The 14,952-nt window shown below is 39.9% G+C and carries 16 protein-coding genes; 8 read left to right on the top strand and 8 right to left on the bottom strand.

Annotated elements, in window-relative coordinates; genetic code table 11:
* Positions 1-60: 60 nt before the first annotated feature.
* Positions 61-1,689, bottom strand: a complete 1,629-nt coding sequence (locus J2S10_RS19620) for a S53 family peptidase (protein WP_307411160.1) — start codon at positions 1,687-1,689, stop codon at positions 61-63.
* A gap of 360 nt (positions 1,690-2,049) precedes the next feature.
* Between J2S10_RS19620 and J2S10_RS19615 the strand changes: the two genes are divergently transcribed.
* The gene (locus tag J2S10_RS19615) at positions 2,050-3,426 is read left to right on the top strand and encodes a C40 family peptidase (RefSeq protein ID WP_307411157.1); all 1,377 of its coding nucleotides are present in this window, start codon (positions 2,050-2,052) and stop codon (positions 3,424-3,426) included.
* Positions 3,427-3,671: 245 nt separating this feature from the next.
* Here the strand turns inward: J2S10_RS19615 and J2S10_RS19610 are convergent, their stop codons facing one another.
* Positions 3,672-3,845, bottom strand: coding sequence for a hypothetical protein (locus J2S10_RS19610; protein WP_307411154.1), 174 nt, complete (start codon positions 3,843-3,845; stop codon positions 3,672-3,674).
* Positions 3,846-4,781, bottom strand: a complete 936-nt coding sequence (locus tag J2S10_RS19605) for a helix-turn-helix transcriptional regulator (protein WP_307411151.1) — start codon at positions 4,779-4,781, stop codon at positions 3,846-3,848.
* Positions 4,782-4,936: 155 nt separating this feature from the next.
* On the opposite strand from J2S10_RS19605, the gene modA reads away from it, so the two are divergent.
* The 3 genes from modA (at position 4,937) to J2S10_RS19590 (ending at position 7,415) form a co-directional block, all read left to right on the top strand.
* Positions 4,937-5,740, top strand: a complete 804-nt coding sequence (gene modA, locus J2S10_RS19600; protein WP_307411149.1) for a molybdate ABC transporter substrate-binding protein — start codon at positions 4,937-4,939, stop codon at positions 5,738-5,740.
* Positions 5,741-5,742: 2 nt separating this feature from the next.
* Positions 5,743-6,399, top strand: a complete 657-nt coding sequence (modB, locus tag J2S10_RS19595) for a molybdate ABC transporter permease subunit (RefSeq protein ID WP_307411146.1) — start codon at positions 5,743-5,745, stop codon at positions 6,397-6,399.
* A gap of 224 nt (positions 6,400-6,623) precedes the next feature.
* Entirely contained in the window at positions 6,624-7,415 is a 792-nt protein-coding gene (locus J2S10_RS19590) for a YwqG family protein (protein WP_307411143.1), read from the top strand.
* A gap of 249 nt (positions 7,416-7,664) precedes the next feature.
* Here J2S10_RS19590 and J2S10_RS19585 read toward each other — a convergent pair whose 3' ends face one another.
* Together J2S10_RS19585 and J2S10_RS19580 are read right to left on the bottom strand one after the other, a co-directional pair.
* Positions 7,665-8,021 (bottom strand): DUF805 domain-containing protein, encoded by a 357-nt coding sequence (locus J2S10_RS19585; RefSeq protein ID WP_307411141.1) that lies wholly within the window; start codon positions 8,019-8,021, stop codon positions 7,665-7,667.
* A gap of 222 nt (positions 8,022-8,243) precedes the next feature.
* Positions 8,244-8,546, bottom strand: coding sequence for a CotD family spore coat protein (locus J2S10_RS19580; protein ID WP_307411844.1), 303 nt, complete (start codon positions 8,544-8,546; stop codon positions 8,244-8,246).
* Here J2S10_RS19580 and J2S10_RS19575 point away from each other — a divergent pair.
* Positions 8,465-8,695: a hypothetical protein gene (locus tag J2S10_RS19575; protein WP_307411881.1), complete on the top strand. Its 231-nt coding sequence runs from the start codon at positions 8,465-8,467 to the stop codon at positions 8,693-8,695. The genes J2S10_RS19580 and J2S10_RS19575 overlap by 82 nt on opposite strands.
* Before the next feature lie 336 nt (positions 8,696-9,031).
* Here J2S10_RS19575 and J2S10_RS19570 read toward each other — a convergent pair whose 3' ends face one another.
* Together J2S10_RS19570 and J2S10_RS19565 are read right to left on the bottom strand one after the other, a co-directional pair.
* On the bottom strand, positions 9,032-9,394 hold the full coding sequence (locus tag J2S10_RS19570; RefSeq protein WP_307411138.1) for a DUF805 domain-containing protein: 363 nt from the start codon (positions 9,392-9,394) through the stop codon (positions 9,032-9,034).
* A gap of 178 nt (positions 9,395-9,572) precedes the next feature.
* On the bottom strand, positions 9,573-10,607 hold the full coding sequence (locus tag J2S10_RS19565; RefSeq protein ID WP_307411135.1) for a DUF3231 family protein: 1,035 nt from the start codon (positions 10,605-10,607) through the stop codon (positions 9,573-9,575).
* Positions 10,608-10,912: 305 nt separating this feature from the next.
* Between J2S10_RS19565 and J2S10_RS19560 the strand changes: the two genes are divergently transcribed.
* Genes J2S10_RS19560 through J2S10_RS19550 form a run of 3 tightly spaced genes read left to right on the top strand, consistent with a single transcriptional unit; the run spans position 10,913 to position 12,633 of the window.
* A complete protein-coding gene (locus tag J2S10_RS19560; RefSeq protein WP_307411132.1) occupies positions 10,913-11,236 on the top strand; it encodes a PadR family transcriptional regulator in 324 nt (107 codons plus the stop codon).
* The gene (locus J2S10_RS19555) at positions 11,229-11,798 is read left to right on the top strand and encodes a DUF1700 domain-containing protein (RefSeq protein ID WP_307411129.1); all 570 of its coding nucleotides are present in this window, start codon (positions 11,229-11,231) and stop codon (positions 11,796-11,798) included. Before J2S10_RS19560 ends, J2S10_RS19555 begins: the two co-directional genes overlap by 8 nt.
* Before the next feature lies 1 nt (position 11,799).
* Positions 11,800-12,633 (top strand): DUF4097 family beta strand repeat-containing protein, encoded by an 834-nt coding sequence (locus J2S10_RS19550; protein ID WP_307411127.1) that lies wholly within the window; start codon positions 11,800-11,802, stop codon positions 12,631-12,633.
* A 593-nt stretch (positions 12,634-13,226) separates the two neighbouring features.
* Here the strand turns inward: J2S10_RS19550 and J2S10_RS19545 are convergent.
* Entirely contained in the window at positions 13,227-14,135 is a 909-nt protein-coding gene (locus J2S10_RS19545) for a nuclease-related domain-containing protein (protein WP_307411123.1), read from the bottom strand.
* Positions 14,136-14,952: the final 817 nt, after the last annotated feature.

Here is a 14,952-nt window from a genome sequence, read left to right as displayed (position 1 = left end):
CCAACGTCCTTTTTAAAAGTATTTTTATATGATAGTTTCTATCCGCCGATTGAAAAATCTTTAAGACGTAGACAACAAACTATGAAGGGCTGTTACTAAATTTATTCCGTTGGGACTTCCTAGACCGGTACAGGGATCCCAACCGGGACGAGCTTCGTAGGCCCCCTGTACACTACCCGAGTCATTGTTACCAACTTTAATATCATGAAGGGCACCGCTACGGGTAGATAAATGATAAAGCGTTGGAGTAATAAATCCTATCGAATGACCCAGCTGCTGATTAATCAAAGCAATCAATCCCGCCCAAAGAGGGGCTACCGCACTGGTCCCGCCAATAACAGTGTGCTGTCCGTCAACTAAAACCTGGTAACCGGTAGCAGGGTCGGCGTCTCCCGCAACATCGGGAATACCGCGCCCTATTCGACCTCCCGGATTCGCGGAAGGGGGTACGTTGGCAGCTGTTTGCCAAGCCGGCAAATCAAACACATCACTGATTCCGCCCCCTGTACTGCTGTCCGGCCCCTCATTCCATACCGCTTCTCTAATAATCCTACGGCCCGACCCTTCAAGTCGTGTGCCGCCGCACGCAAGAGCATAAGGACTTGAAGACGGGAAATCAACATGCACGAGACCATCGTTCACGCCATCAGCCGAGCCGCGATCTCCTGCTGCAGAGCAAATGGTTACACCAACAGCTGCTGCATCCTGAAAAGCCCGATCCATCGCTATCATTGCCTGAGTTGTCCATTGATTCTCCGGGGCACCCCAACTAATGGAAAGGACAGAAGGTTTGTTTTGCGTGTCGTGGATAGCGGTCGTAATCGCGTTAAGGAAACCTGCATCTGTATTAGGGGCAAAATAGACAGCGATTTTAACCCCAGGGGCAACAGCTCCGGCTACTTCAATGTCTAATACCACTTCACCATCGGCTCCGCCCGGGTCTCCTGTCGGTTGATTTGTTGCCCCGTTAATGGAAACGTCTGTAATCATTGTTTGTGGAACGCCAAGAGAGGAAAAGTAATTTTGCAGTTCAGCAGGATCATAGCCGCCGCCTAATTCAATAATACCGATACATTGCTCACTGCAATTTACATTTTGTGGAAAATTATAGAGACTTGCTATCTGAGGAGGTGTATAGGACTTTCTTGCTGTGGCAGTTCGCAATGGCTCTACATTTTCTTCAAAAATTTGAAAATGGGGCCGAAGCTGCGGACGGTTATCAAGACCCAGTACCCCATCAACAATATCAACAAGTTCCTGAGGGATCGTAACATGTCCGGTCCGTCCCCGGTAAATAAAGTCCGGATGCTCGTACATAGCAAGTTCAACTCCAAAGGCTTTACTAAAAGCGGCTGCAGATCCTGTAAGCATTATGGTTCCTGCGGCTGCGTTCACTTCCTTAACGGAAAGGCGATGGGATTGGGCGAATTCCTCCACTTTTTTTATGTCTTCATGGTTCGCACCATGAGCCGCAACAAACTCTTCACGGCTAAGGTGCCGGCTTGAAGTGAAGGGGATAGTGCCCGTTTTTTCCAGGAAACCGTCAACTGAGGGACGACGTACAAGTACGGTTACGGACATCTCTTCTTCGGGATGGACCGGACCTGATTTTCGGGAATGGGGTACCAAACTTCGCTCACTTCCAGGTATCTGTACATAGCGGGATTGTTCCTGATTATCCTTGTTCATTTTTCATCCTCCTTATCATGACTTCAAGATTAATTATAAGCTTTTTAAATTTCAGAAAACAGGAACAAAAGTTCTATTTTTGGAATTACAGACTCAAAAACTATGTAAAAAAATATTGTCAATTATTAAAAAATGATTACAAATATGTTACAGGAAACTGCTAAATAAACCGGAAAATGGTCCTCAAACACCTAATATAATAACATTCCGTATACTTTCTAGCGTTTGTTACATTAAGCGCTTACACTACCATCTAGGGAACAAACCGGGAAGAAACCTACTATATTACCATTTCCGGTAGAAGTTTTTCATGTTAAATTTCATTATTGTATGTTAATGAAATATAAGGAAGTGCGACAATTGAAAAAAAATCTAGTAACTGCAGCTGCAACTGCAGGGCTTATACTTACTGCTTTTGGAGCCACTGCAAGTGCACAAGAACCTACATATACGGTACGTCCGGGCGACAGTCTTTGGAAAATCTCCAACTTAAACAATGTTTCTATTAATCTCTTAAAATCTTGGAACCATCTTTCCAGTGATAAAATCTATGTAAATCAAAAGCTATCACTTACCTACACGGTAAAATCAGGTGATAGTCTTTGGACGATTGCAAGAACTTACGGTATGACAGTAAGTGAACTTAAAAGTCTGAATGGATTAACATCAGATTTAATTCATATCAATCAGCAATTGAAAATAGCAGAATCGAATTCAAGTACCCCTGCAAAGACGACGTATGTTGTCCGAAGCGGAGATTCCCTTTCTGTGATCGGGGCACGATTTAATCTATCAGTTCCACAGCTTAAAGAAATGAACAATTTATCAACTGACACAATTAAAATAGGACAAACTCTAAATGTAAGAAGTGCCCAATCAAATACAGCCACTACGAAGGTGTCTGCCGCTTCCACACAAACGGCCAAACAAACGATAGCGAGGTCCTATTCAAAAGCTGTCGAAAAACAAGTGGTGAAACCTGCTCCAACGGATGTCCAAAAAGCAGCAGTGACTCCTGATACAACAGCTGCCCAAAAACCAGTGGCTTCGATCCATTCAGTAGCTACTCAAAAACCAGTGGCACCGACCCATTCAGTAGCTATCCAAAAACCTGTAGCGCCAACCGATACAACAGCTGCTCAAAAAGCAGTGGCTTCGACCCATTCAGTAGCTACTCAAAAACCAGTGGCACCGACCCAATCAGTAGCTACTCAAAAACCAGTGGCGCCGACCCAATCAGTAGCTACTCAAAAACCAGTGGCACCGACCCAATCAATAGCTACTCAAAAACCAGTGGCACCGACCCAATCAGTAGCTACTCAAAAACCAGTGGCACCGACCCATTCAACAGCAACTGAAAAACCGGCGGTGACTTCCGCTTCAAAAGTACAGGCAGTGATTGAAGAGGCAAAGAAATACATGGGTGCACCATATAGCTGGGGAGGGAATACTCCGGCAGGATTTGATTGCAGTGGTTTTACAAAATATGTATTTAATAAAGTCGGAGTTTCATTATCGCGAACAACTGCTTCACAATGGGATGCAGCAACACCGGTAAATACACCAAGTATAGGTGATCTTGTCTTTTTTCAAACGTACAAACTAGGACCATCACATGTTGGAATCTACTTAGGAAACAACAAGTTTATTAGTGCTGCCTCATCAGGTGTAACCATCTCTGATATGACATCGACATATTGGAAAACCAGATACCTAGGTGCTAGATCTGCATTTTAATAGAGGTGCAAACAATAAAATATCAAGGCTCTTTTCTTAAGGATTGTGGCTTTGATAGAAAACTGCTAGCAGCAAATGAAAGAGGCTTTTTCGCCAGTAAAGGCAGGATATACGTCAATTATCCATCCTCTCGGCCTAAAAATAATTTAGTTTTGTAAAAACAACAATGTTTACGAAAACAGACAATAACAAAGCGATGCACACGTCAATTCACAAGTGATTTCGTGTGCATTTTTATTATAATATCAAGGTATTTTTATTTTATTTTCACACAGTGGTTTCAAGGACAACCCCCCGCCCAGGAAACCAGCAAACTGTCCTTCAAACAGTAATTCAAGGACATCTCTCAGTAATACTGCAAAAGAAATGTCTTTAATAATGGCTCTTACCGACAAAACAGTTTTCAGCCAGACTTCCATTTAAAACGTCTCATACAAAACCGTTCCTGTTTGCGAAAGATCATAATCGCCAAGCGAGTTGATCTCTGACTGAAACAGAGTAGAAGTTAAAATCTCCTTTAGCAACCGTATGGTTTGTTCAGTTTCAGGGGTTTTTAAAATCACCAGGTCATAACGTTCAGTAATTAATGGCACAAAATCGATGCCAACAATTTTAGCTGCCTTTTCAATTCCCACTCCCACATCAGCAATCCCGGTAGAAACGGCCGAAGCCACACTTAAATGACTCGTCTCTTCATGCTCATACCCCTTAATGCTCTTCGGGGCAATTTGCTCAATTCGTAACTGTTCATCGAGAAGGATTCTTGCGCCCGATCCCTTCTCGCGATTGACAATGGTTAGGTGTTCCTGCTTTAAATCCGTCCAAGCGGTGAGGCCAAGGGGATTCCCCTTTTGCACATAAAAGCCGGCTTTCCGAGAAATAAGATTGATTAAAATATAGGGATAGCCGACCAAAATCTTTTTAATATAAGGAAGATTATATTCACCGGTATCGCCATCGAACATATGCACACTGACAATGTCACATTCCCCATTGTACATAGAGATAAGGCTGTTTAAACTTCCGGTATAGGATCGTAATGTTTTAAAAGCTGAATATTTCTCGATGTGTTTCCCTAGAATATCTAAGACCATATCTTGTCCACTAATAACAAGGTTGGAAGAATCCTTTATTTCCATCTTTTGAGGATGAACAGCAGGGGCTGGAGAAGGAATCGTCTGCTTCGTCTTATGCTGGCTAATATAATTTTCCAAGTCTTTAGCATCCATCCTCATTTGTCTGCCAACACGGAATACAGGAAATTCGCCTTTTTTAATGAGGTCATAAATGGTTAATTTGGATACCTTTAAAAGCTGTGACACTTCTTCGATTGTATAGGAAAGCTCCTTCGACATGTGCATCCCTCCTACTTGTATTTTATCTCATTGTCTTTTAAAAAGTATATTCATAATAAAAAAGCACCAAATGTGATTTTTTTTACACCATTGTTAATTATAATTAGTTATAATCAAATATAATTAGTTATAACGAAACGGAAGGAAGAGGCACGATGAAAAAACAATATCAGTTATTTTCTTTACTCATGCTGTTAATGCTCGTAATATCAGGGTGTTCAACAGCTGACCAAAGTAAAAAGTCAGCAGGGCAAACGAAGGAAAAGAATGTAGCATTAACAGTTTCAGCAGCTGCAAGTTTACAGAACGCCCTAACTGACATAAAAGCAGCCTATGAAAAGGCTCATCCGAATGTGACCATAACCTATAACTTTGGCGCTTCAGGGGCACTGCAACAACAAATTTCCCAAGGCGCACCCGTGGATCTCTTTTTCTCAGCTGCAGAAGACAAATTTAATCAATTAGTCCAAAAAGGAACCATTGAAAAACAAAAAGATGCCGATCTTCTTGGAAATGACCTTGTACTTGTAGTGCCAAAGGATAACACGAAGGGCATCAAGGACTTCACGGATTTGACGAAAGCGGCAAAAATTTCACTTGGAACACCCGAGTCTGTACCGGCAGGGCAGTATGGGAAAGAAACATTAAGTAACTTAAATATCTGGAATGCCGTTCAAGGGAAAGTGGTATATGCCAAGGATGTACGCCAGGTTCTTACATATGTTGAAACGGGAAATGTGGACGCTGGAATTGTGTATAAGACGGACGCATTGATTTCACCGAAAGTAACAATTATCGCAACCGCTAAGGACAGTACACACAAGCCAATTATTTATCCGGTAGGAGTCATTAAAGACAGTGCACATGTAAAGGACGCAAAACAGTTCTATGATTATCTTCATAATGCAAAATCTGTGAGAACGTTCGAAAAATACGGATTTAAAGGGCTAAATGAATAAACATGACAACAGACTTTTGGACACCCGTAAGACTGTCGATAGAGATCGCATCAGTCTCCGGGGTAATCGTCTTAGTTTTAGGGCTATGGTCGGGGAAGATCATGGCCCATGCAAAATTTAAAGCGAAAGTGATCATCGAAACGCTTTTCTTGATGCCATTAGTCCTACCGCCAACCGTTGTCGGTTTTTTGTTAATCATCTTTTTTGGAAAACAAAGTATCCTTGGGCAAACGATCGAATGGCTCTTTAAACAGCCTGTGATGTTTACCTGGTGGGCAGCTGTCATTGCCGCTTCCGTCGTGGCATTCCCGCTTATGTACCAATCCTCTAAAACCGGATTCGAAGCGGTTGAAAAAGAGATTGAGGATGCAGCACGGGTGGATGGGGCCAATGAATGGAAACTATTTATGTTCGTATCCATCCCGCTTGCACGTAACTCCATCATAACAGGTGGAATATTAAGTTTTGCACGAGCGTTAGGTGAGTTTGGCGCCACACTCATGTTCGCGGGGAACATCCCCGGGAAAACCCAAACCATCCCCACCGCTATCTATCTCGCCATTGACGCAGGGAATATGCAACTGGCTTGGTTATGGGTAATCAGTATGGTAGCTATTTCATTCCTTCTGTTAGTCTGCACGCAATTAACAAAATCTTAATTTTTTTAAAAAAGGAACATGGTTTAGGCGTCGAGATCCATTCGGCTGCCTTTTTTTGTCCTGTCATCGTACGCTGAATTCCAAAAGTCAGCGACATTTTTGCGCTACATCGCTCACAGAATAGAAAGGTATTTTCATAAATTTACCGAATAGAATCAATATGAATTTTTTAGGGAGGAGGGTGTAGGGAAAGTTACGCTAAAAAATTGGGGGGATGGAACATCATGCAACAAATTGACCAATTACTTCGCGAACATGAGCTATATCATAAAAAATCAGCGATTATTTCCTCTTTGAAAAACTCTATTAGGATGGTAAAGGTAGGAGTGGATGAAAAGGCTATTCCGATTGGTTCTTCAAAATTAGGCGGTCTGCCGGATATGCCTGATGAAATGGAATTTCCTCGATACGAAAAAGGCTATCTATGGTTTATCGGACAAGTTAACCTGAAAGAAGCAAAACCATATGATAAAGACAATCTGCTTCCTGATAGTGGTATTTTGTATCTATTTTACGATGCCTTTGAGCAACCTTGGGGCATCGAAGAGGATGAAGGATGTTTTAAAGTGCTATATTTCGATGGAGATATGACTGAATTGAAAAGAAGAGAATATCCTGAGGAAAGTAAAGACGATTATCCGTTAAATGCATACAAGGTGCTTTTCCACAACATGTATACGATTTCCGAACACCCTGAAAATCTGATATTTGAAAATGAAGAGGAAGAGGAGAATTTTTGGAATTTCCGGCAAGCGTTAATTCAGCCGGAAGATGAAGAAGGTAATATTTTGCCGGCTCACTATATGCTAGGAGAACCATTTAATGTCCAAAACGATGTGTTTGAAGAGCTATATGACAATGAAAAAGAAGCAGTGTTATTGTTCCAAATAGACTCTGACGAAGAAGATTTGGGAGTAATGTGGGGAGATGTCGGGTTGCTTTATTTTTGTATAAAAAAAGAAGAATTAATGAGAAAACAATTTGACAACGTAACCTTTACCTTACAATGTTTTTAAACAATTTTCTAATAAAGACGAAAAGAGCATCGGCATCGATGCTCTTTTTTGGTAATTTACTGCTTTTAAGTGTCAAACCCATCAAGAGAACTAGTTAATCGTATATACCTGTCATAAAAAATTGTTAAAGCCTGCCTTTACTGGAGGATATGCCTTTTTTATTTGCGAACCCGCCGCTTTCATTTGCGAAAAGGTTAAGAAAAGAGCTAATTAAACTGATCTTTTCTGAACAATTGCTTCTGATTAGCTCTACGATTGGAACTCACTTTTCGGATTCGGCCCATATTGATTATCATCCGGTTGGCTGTCTTGGCACATAAATACAATTAGAATAATGGCACCAACTATGGGAATTAGGCCAATTAACAGCCACCATCCACTTTTTCCGGTGTCGTGTAGTCTGCGGAATGATACAGCTAAGTGAGGTAACAGAACGGCTAAAGAATAAAGAGATGATAATAATGGCGAAATATGTGCGATTTTATCCAATATTTCAAATATGATGGAAATAATAGCGTTGAAAAGAAAAAACATCCAGTACTCCTGACGCCTTGCTCTGCCTTCAAACCCTACGTAATTCTTTACCACACCCAAATACCAATGCATTTTGGAACCTCCCTTATTTAAATGCTAATAATAAGGTATGTTCCATTAACATATTTTAGTAGTCCATCTGATTAATAAGTTATTTATATAAAATTTTGAGGTAGAAAATTATCAACATTCTTTAAAGGAACGATGTTGAGATTCTTTCGGCGGTCTGCTCCCAATCCGTTCTGGCCTTTAATGCCAACAAAAAAACCCCCCTAAATGGAGGGTAAAAAGAAACTAGTATCCAAATGGTCCAGACGGACAACAAGGATTATGTGGAACACCGCACATCGTATGTGTTTCACAGCATTCATTTACACATGATTCTGTGTGTGGGAAATAGTGTTGATGATTAACCATAAGCTTGTTGACTGTAGTAGTGTGGGAAGGATGTAGATGTGTTACTACTTTATTAAATAAATTTGTTTTTACATATTGTTGTCCCGGTGAAACTAGTGGTGGATCATATTGAGCCGGGAACACCTGAGGCGGACAGTATTGTGGTGGACATGGCTGTGGTGGGCAGTATTGGCCTGGCATTATATTTGATGGATAACCACCAAATCCAATATTTCTTTTCATCGTTAAATGACCTCCATGTGAATTTGTCTTGGTACATTACTAGTCTATGTAATTTTTGTTTATGCGGACTAGTTTGGATACCTATTTTTACAATGGGAATGAATTAGAAATGATACACACTCCGAAGATAATGTGAAATAAATGGGGTGCTTTTGATTATATGAAAGAATCGATTTATTCTGCTTTAACATTCTATAAATTGGCATCGGGGTTTTATTGTACAACAAGTAGTGTCCACGGTGGAAAACGCTACCCATTTTGGTGTCAAATATGACTAAGAACGTTAAAAAACCTTGATATAATAAGAAAATGACGTATGCCAATTCATACGTCATTTCTTGTGGGATTTATTCAAAAAGCACCTCAAAACGGAACCCTTTAACCGCATGTCCGCTGCCATTTAATCAAAAAAATCTTTGAATATCGATTCTGAAAGTTCCTGATTAGCTCAATGATTTGAACTCATTTTTAGGATTTGGTCCATATTGGTTATCATTCGGTTGGCTATCCTGGCACATGAATACAATTAGAATAATAGCGCCAACTAGGGGAATAAGGCCAATCAAAAGCCACCAGCCACTTTTCCCGGTATCGTGCAGTCGACGGATTGAAACAGCTAAATAAGGTAACAGAACGGCCAAAGAATAGAGCGTTGATAATAATGGAGATACATGGAGGACTCGATCTAATATTGAAAGTACGATAGAAACGATCGAATTGAAAAGAAAGAACATCCAGTATTCCTTACGCCTAGCTCTACCTTGAAAACCTACATAATTTTTTAACACATCCAAATACCATTGCATTTAAAAAAACCCCCATATTTATATTTATTTATCTATAATTACATATTTTAGTATATCATTTGGTTATAGTGTTGTTTATAAAAATTTTGTCAGTAATTCCGATATCCAATTGCATAGAAAAAAGCTTGAGGATGGTTTACTCTCAAGCTTACAATTTATTGTAGAACGGGCAGCTGAACTATTTTGAAGCCAATCTATCTCGATCAACCGCTAGTGGAGGCTGTTCCATCCATCCGTTATTAATCATAATTTTTGCTCCATCTTCGACAAATAAAGAAATATTCATTAATGCCCTCGTGTACATGAACCCTAAATCATGTCTTCCATTTACTGCCATTGAGTTTCCAAATGCTCTTATCTTCATAGAAAACATATCGACCTTATGAAATAACATTAATTTATCGGAAAAGGGAGAAATGGTTGATGTTGTGACTAAATGGTCAAGGAATGGCGGTGAAGGTAAATTTGCATTATGTAGTTTATACATATATTGCTCAACTGCTCTATGGGTCATGTCTTTACCTCTCATAAACAATTCTCGCACTTTTTCCATTCTAGCTACTTGACTAAAACCTAAAATTAAAGCTTTACTTGTTACGTTATTTTCAATATTATCGTAAAGATGTGTTACTTCTAATCCGTGCAAGGTTCGTACGTGCCCAAGAAATCCATTTAGAAAATCTTCCTTTACAAATTTTACTTTTTCCGGAATCGGAATGTAAGGCGGTTTAATGATAAATCCTTTATTCATTAATACTTCCTTGATTTGTTCCGTCAAAACAATTGTAGAATTCATACAATGAATAAAAAAATTTCTTACATCCTCTCGATACACTAAAGGAATTGCTATATTATAAATGCTGAGTCCGGCCTTAGCTGCATATTTTAAATAATGAACATAAAACTCATCTTCAAATAACCTCGGAGCACCAAGATTTACATCATTTTCTGTAAAACCAACAGGTATCGGAAAGCTTTCCTTTTCAAATATCCCCTCAATGGTATTCATAAAATCATGAACTAAGCTTAACGCATTTTCTAATAATTTTTTAATATCCTCATCCTCAACGTGTTGCAGAAAGTAAATTAAGATTTGTTTTGACATACTGTTGCCCATAAAGGTCGCCCAAAGTTTCCCCATTTCTGCGGCTGTTAGTTTTTCAGTAGGATTCATTTTTTTCGAACCTATTTTAATTGGTTTGATTGTATCCAAAGCAAAATCTCCTCAAACTGTTTTTGCTTAATTTTTCCTCTCGCTAAAATATTATTCGATGAAAAATCCAAAACTTATTCAGGTGTTGTTTTTCTGTAACCCGTTTTGTGACTTCAAGGCAGTTTATAATATTTCTCCACGCTGTATATTCAAAGTCTCTGCAAAAGAAGTTTCACTAAATATAATTCAGTACCTTGCATTAATTAATAGCTGATGGTATATTATTCCTATAATGGAAAAACAACCATAAACCACTACTATACATTACACAATAGCAAACATTACTTTATAGGTAGGTGAGTCATTTGAATGTTCAATTTAAGAAGGGTGCACTGGAATTATGTGTATTGGTGTACACGTTGAAAAAGGACCGCTATGGGTATGAGCTGGTTCACAGCATCTCGGATAAAATCCAAATTGCGGAAGGAACGGTCTATCCTTTATTACGACGGTTAACCAATGAGGGCTATTTCGCTACATACCTATCGGAATCCAATGAAGGCCCGCCGCGAAAATACTATCACCTGACGAAAGCGGGACGGGAATATCTTGAACAACTGGTGCAGGAATGGCAGCAATTTTCAAAAAGTGTCAATGAGATTATTGAGGAGGGGATGAAGTATGACTAAACAGCAATTTTTAGACGAACTAAACCGTCTGTTGGCACCGTTGCCTGATGCCGAACGGGAGGATATTTTAAGTGATTACGAGTCACATATCGATTCGGCGGTCGAAAATGGCAAAACGGAGGAAGAGGCGGTTGCGGATCTGGGCTCACCGCGAACTATCGCCCATGAATTAGGGGCATTTCAACCGATTGAAAAGACGACTTTTTCCGACTGGATTTCACAAAAGGAAAACGACAAACGGAATGTCGGTCCGAACATTTTTGCGTTTATAGGAATGCTGCTCTTTAATCTCATTTTCATCATCGGACCCGTTGTCGGAATCGCCGGTACGTTTGTCGGGCTTTATGCGGCGGCCATCGGTTGTCTTATTACTCCGCTGGGTTTCATCTTGAATTTGTTTACGCACGATACACCGATTCTCCTAATGTTTTTCTTCGTCCTCGCCGCTTTTTCATTTGGGTATCTGCTGTTATTGTTGACGCATTTTTTGGCAAAGGGCTATATCCGTTTACTCCATTGGTATTGGAAGCTCAATGTGAAAATCGTGAGAGGGGGTTATTAAGATGAAGAAACTATCAATCGTAGCTGCTCTATTTGGATTGGTGATTGGGGTTATCGGCGTTTTCTATTACGGGTTTGCCCATCCTGCGTCGTCGGTCACGGTAAATGAAACGAAAACGATTCAAGTGAAGGATATCAACAAAATCAACTTAGAATCCCGTTCATCCAGTGTCCATTTTTATCCTTCAGCATCCGACGTTTTGACCGTTCACCTCCACGGCAAAACATCCCGAAAGGATCTCGTGTTCTCCGTAAGCAAGAGCGGTGATACGGCGCTGATTGATATCGGGCCGAAAAATGATCACGTCTTTCATCTTTCGCTTTTTGAGTTCATGAACAACAACCTCCAGGCGGATGTGGAAGTACCGCAAAAAATGTACAGTGAACTCACGGGCCACTCGCAAGCAGGCAGTATCGATATCCGGCAACTTTCAGCCGGCCGAATGGATTTGGATTCCTCCGCAGGGAGTATCAAAGGGGAGGACTTAAAAGGCGATGTAACCGCCCATTCTTCAGCGGGAAGCATAAAGCTAACTAACATCGAGGGGAAAATGGATTTATCCAGCAGCGCCGGTTCGGTTGATGTGGAAGTAAAAGCGATTACCCAAGACATCACCGCCCACAGCAGCGCCGGTTCCGTCCGAATTGTGACAGGAAAGCAGCCTGAGTCCCTGCAACTGAACCTCCAGACATCTGCAGGCAGTGTGAATGTCAATCTGGCCAACGTTTCGTACAGCACAAAGGAACATGACCGCGTCCTAGGCTCCATCGGTTCAGGTGGTCCGAAGCTGCAACTGGAATCCAGCGCGGGATCGGTGTCGATCAATAAAAAATAGTCGTTTTTTATAAAAGGAACCTAGTTTAGGCTGTCGAGATTCATTCGGCAGCCTGTTTGTGTTTTGTACTCTTACATGCAAGTCTCATTCGGACAGAACAATGCGTAAAAAGAGTGAGCCTGTCTGAATCCAGGTCTCATTCGGACAAGAGAAGGAGAAAAAAGCTATAGCCTGTCTGAATCCAGGTCTCATTCGGACAAGAGAAGGAGAAAAAAGCTAGAGCCTGTCTGAATCCAGGTCTCATTCGGACAGGAGAAGGAGAAAAAAGCTAGAGCCAGTCTGAATTCATGTCTCATTCGGACAAGGGAGGAGAAAAAAGCTTGATCCTGTCTGAATGCAAGCCTCATTCGGACAGGACAAGGCAAAAAAAGAGTGAACCTGTCTGAATGCAGGTCTTATTAGGACAGGGGAAGGAGAAAAAAGCTTGATCCTGTCTGAATGCAAGCCTCATTTGGACAAGACAAGGCAAAAAAAGAGTGAACCTGTCTGAATGCAGGTCTTATTCGGACAGGGGAAGGAGAAAAAAGCAAGAGCCTGTCCGAAAGCATCAGGCTAAGAGATGCTCACAAAAACTTTTAAGCCAAAAAAGATTATTATTTATAATAAGTATCGCGTGTATTTCCAAATGCGGTATAGTTCTTCTTTAAAACCCTGCAAAATGTCCTTTTACTTAAATCCACCTTGCACCACTCATAGATGCTTTGGGTAGTAATCTTTCGATCTGGAAATAACAGCTTAAATTCCTCCACATTCCGCAAAATTACTAGTTCGATCTTTTCATGTCCTCCACACTTTCCGCATACAAAAACATTATTTTTTATAGAAACCAGAAAGGACTTACAGGTTTTACAATAAATTCCCTTTTGCAGCTGGTCATAATTATATTTAGGCAATACCGTAAATGGATTTTTGGTTTGATGTAATGAAATTAATTTTTGCGCTAGTTTCTTGTGCCCATCATTCAACTTAGACGGAGTTTTATTTAAATCTTTCAAAAAACGATTTACCTGGTTTGGTAAAATAATGGGTTGGTCCATTGGGGCTTGATATAAGGTGAATGCAGGGTTGATAAAGATAACGGAGGCTTCAACAAGGTAATTTTGCTTGAGGTTTTGGAGCAGTTGGCGGAATAGAGTCCCACTCCTTTTTAACTGGCCTACAGGATTCTTATATTCGCGACCGGTTGTCACGGCATAAAGTTTGTCCGATTCTAAGTAACAATCACCTTGAAAATTTTTAATATCCAAAAGGTGAATAACTCCTAGTGAAATAATCAAAGTATCAATTTGAAAATAAGAGTTGTTTACTTCAAGCAGCAAGTCATTTATGATATACCTTTCTTCTTGAAGACTTTCAGCCAGCAGGTCAAATTTTACCTCTCCTTCATAGCCTTTTTCAAGGTTTAAATAGTGAAACTTTTCCTTTTCAGTTAACTCCATTCGTGTGTTTAAATAGCGCATAGCCATTAATTCATCCGATTCAGATCGACCTCTAAGTAACATAAGCCACTTCCTTTCTTAATCTTAAGCTCATTTTATAAAAAATTATCAAGATTCCATTCTAGGGATATGAATATTCTGTGAACATTTTAACAAGCCTTTGATATAGTTCAACATTCTTAGTAGTAGGATAATTATTATTAAGCAGGCCTTATTAACCGCAGATATAATTGGTGCGGTGAACCATATTATAAGTAAGCACATAGTGAAGGACGTTTTTCTCGTGTACGCGAAGGGATTTGTCTTTCAAAGCACACACCTTTATTTGCCGCTTTATCAGTCATCATTGCAGCAGTAAAATTCAAGTTTTTGTCGAGGTTTTATTTGACATGTTTTTTACAGGTTAGCCTGCAAGATTCCTTTTATATTGGGTAAATTGCACAGATCTAATCAAACGTTTGATTAAAAGGGAAATGGGTCTAATTAGGTAGAGAAATGTCGCTTTTGCTGAAAGTAGATACTAAATTTGATATTCTATTAAAAAATGAAACACTAATTGACATTCTTTTTACTATTTTTAGACGGAAAACCTTTTAAAATAGAGGCCTCGCGGGATATTTAATCACGTTTGGCTAAAAAGGATTTTAATCAGATTTTGTCAAGAAAAGTGTGGAAAGCGGTTATTTAATCCGCGAATTCTCAGCGTCTATCGGCGAATTTCAATGTTTATCAGCGAATTCAAGTCATTTATTTGTGAATTTAGTTGTTTTATCAGCGAATCAAAAAAAGCATCAATCTTTTCGAAAGGATCCTTTAATTCTTTCTACTGAATATTAATCGACCCTTACAATCCCTCATAAAAAACTCCCTTCGCACAATA

It is taken from the genome of Neobacillus ginsengisoli (genome assembly GCF_030813055.1).
This window is presented reverse-complemented; position numbering and strand designations above follow the sequence as displayed.